Source organism: Pseudomonas sp. NPDC088885 (assembly GCF_044750025.1).
Lineage (GTDB): Bacteria > Pseudomonadota > Gammaproteobacteria > Pseudomonadales > Pseudomonadaceae > Aquipseudomonas > Aquipseudomonas rustica.
The window spans coordinates 1-2754 of record NZ_JBIVJB010000205.1 but is presented as its reverse complement, the minus strand read 5'-3'; the positions used below and the strand labels follow the sequence as shown (position 1 = coordinate 2754).

At 60.9% G+C, this 2754-nt stretch carries 3 protein-coding genes and 1 pseudogene; all 4 read left to right on the top strand.

Features of this window, described 5'->3' with window-relative positions:
- A partial coding sequence (locus ACIP1X_RS28490; protein ID WP_400755925.1) for a phosphoglycerate kinase occupies positions 1–1052 on the top strand: 1052 nt, incomplete at its 5' end.
- Positions 1053–1086: 34 nt separating this feature from the next.
- Positions 1087–1308, top strand: coding sequence for a hypothetical protein (locus tag ACIP1X_RS28485; RefSeq protein ID WP_007913756.1), 222 nt, complete (start codon positions 1087–1089; stop codon positions 1306–1308).
- A gap of 57 nt (positions 1309–1365) precedes the next feature.
- Complete coding sequence (locus tag ACIP1X_RS28480; RefSeq protein WP_159811850.1) at positions 1366–1698, top strand: MliC family protein; 333 nt, start codon at positions 1366–1368, stop codon at positions 1696–1698.
- A gap of 245 nt (positions 1699–1943) precedes the next feature.
- Positions 1944–2741, top strand: a pseudogene (fba, locus tag ACIP1X_RS28475) (class II fructose-bisphosphate aldolase); the annotation flags it as partial.
- Between the last annotated feature and the right edge of the window lie 13 nt (positions 2742–2754).

Here is a 2754-nt window from a genome sequence, read left to right as displayed (position 1 = left end):
TGGCTTCGCTGCCGACCATCAAGCTGGCCCTGGAAAAAGGCGCGGCCGTGATGGTCTGCTCGCACCTTGGCCGTCCGACCGAAGGCGAGTTCTCCGCCGAGAACAGCCTCAAGCCTGTCGCTGACTACCTGAGCAAAGCGCTGGGCCGTGAAGTGCCGCTGGTGGCTGATTACCTCGGTGGCGTTGACGTCAAGGCCGGCGACATCGTGCTGTTCGAAAACGTGCGCTTCAACAAAGGCGAGAAAAAGAACGCTGACGAACTGGCCCAGCAATACGCCGCCCTGTGCGACGTGTTCGTGATGGACGCGTTCGGCACCGCTCACCGCGCCGAAGGTTCGACCCACGGCGTGGCCAAGTTCGCCAAAGTCGCCGCTGCTGGCCCACTGTTGGCCGCTGAACTGGATGCACTGGGTAAAGCGCTGGGCGCACCGGCTCAGCCAATGGCAGCCATCGTTGCCGGCTCCAAGGTGTCGACCAAACTCGACGTGCTGAACAGCCTGAGCCAGATCTGCAATCAGCTGATCGTCGGCGGCGGCATCGCCAACACCTTCCTCGCGGCGGCCGGTCACCCGGTGGGCAAATCGCTGTACGAACCGGATCTGCTCGACACCGCGCGTGCAATCGCCGCCAAAGTCAGCGTGCCATTGCCGGTTGACGTCGTGGTTGCCAAAGAATTCGCCGAGACCGCAGAAGCCACCGTCAAGCTGATCGCTGACGTCGCGGCTGACGACATGATTCTGGACATCGGCCCGCAAACCGCAGCCAACTTCGCCGAACTGCTGAAATCGTCGAAAACCATTCTGTGGAACGGCCCGGTCGGCGTGTTTGAATTCGACCAGTTTGGCAACGGCACCAAAGTGCTGGCTCAGGCCATCGCTGAAAGCTCGGCATTCTCGATTGCTGGCGGTGGCGACACCCTGGCTGCGATCGATAAATATGGCGTGGCTGAGCAAATCTCCTACATTTCCACCGGTGGCGGCGCGTTCCTCGAATTCGTCGAGGGCAAAGTGCTGCCAGCCGTAGAAGTCCTGGAAAGCCGGGCCAAGGCCTGAGGCCGCCCGTTTGGCCAGGCAAAGGAGTGTTCACATGGTCAAGTCGTTAGCACTGTTGTTGCTGACCGGTACGCTGGCGGCCTGCGGGAGTAACCCGAAGGCCGAAGCCACGCCGGCGCCGAGCGAGTCGCAGAAGGGCTGTTATCAGGCCGACTGGCAGGCCGAAACCAACCCGGTGCTGAACAAGCGCTCGGGCCCGGACGGTCTGGACAAATACGAGACGCAAACCCCGGCCAAGGAACATGGTTGTCCTTGACGGGTCTGACTCTTTAACTCAGGGCTGGCGGCGTGCGCCGTCAGTCGAGGAACACGGATGAAAGGCTTGATCGCCATTGCGGCGTTGGCATTGTTGGGCGGTTGCGCGCAGTTGAACCTGTTTCAGTCGTCTGCCCCGGCGGATAACTGGACGACCTGGACCTGCGACAGCCAGGCCAAAGTGCTGTGGCGCTACGCCGATGCCGACAAGAAGGAAGTCGACGTCCGACTGGGTGGCGGTGATCAGGTCTATCGCCTGAAAGAAGAGCCGGGCGCTTCGGGCACGCTGTACAGCGACGGCATGCTGGCGTTTCACGTCAAGGGAGAGGAAGGCCTGGTGTACTGGGTCGCCACCAATGACCTGATCGGCCGCGGCTGCAAAGCCGAGTAATTGCAACACCTGTAGGAGCAGAGCTTGCTCGCGAAAGCGCTGGTTCAGCTTGCATCAACAGTGAATGTGCCAGCGCATTCGCGAGCAAGCTTTGCTCCTACAAGGGTTCTGCGCAGTTCTGAAGAATTGGCTTTATCGAATCACCAGACCGGACCTCAACCCCCGATCTGCAATCACTTGAATAGCCGCCGCCGCTCCGGCAGGCTGGCACGATTAACGACCCTCAACCGGGAGAGACACACACAATGGCACTTATCAGCATGCGCCAGATGTTGGACCACGCAGCCGAATTCGGCTACGGCGTTCCAGCTTTCAACGTCAACAACCTTGAGCAGATGCGCGCCATCATGGAAGCCGCTGACAAGACTGACTCCCCGGTGATCGTTCAGGCTTCGGCCGGCGCTCGCAAATACGCCGGCGCACCATTCCTGCGTCACCTGATCCTGGCCGCGATCGAAGAGTTCCCGCACATCCCGGTGTGCATGCACCAAGACCACGGCACCAGCCCTGACGTCTGCCAGCGTTCGATCCAACTGGGCTTCAGCTCGGTAATGATGGACGGCTCGCTGGGCGAAGACGGCAAGACCCCGACCGACTACGACTACAACGTCCGCGTTACCCAACAAACCGTGGCCATGGCTCACGCCTGCGGCGTTTCGGTAGAAGGCGAGCTGGGCTGCCTAGGTTCGCTGGAAACCGGCATGGCCGGTGAAGAAGACGGTATCGGCGCCGAAGGCGTTCTGGATCACAGCCAAATGCTGACCGACCCGGAAGAAGCCGCTGACTTCGTCAAACGCACCCAGGTCGATGCCTTGGCCATCGCCATCGGCACCAGCCACGGCGCCTACAAGTTCACCAAGCCACCTACTGGCGACGTGCTGGCGATCGACCGTATCAAGGAAATCCACAAACGCATCCCGAACACCCACCTGGTGATGCACGGTTCCTCGTCGGTGCCACAAGAGTGGCTGGCGATCATCAACCAGTACGGCGGCGACATCAATGAACCCTACGGCGTACCGGGTGATGAAATCGTCGAAGGCTGCGTATAGGGCG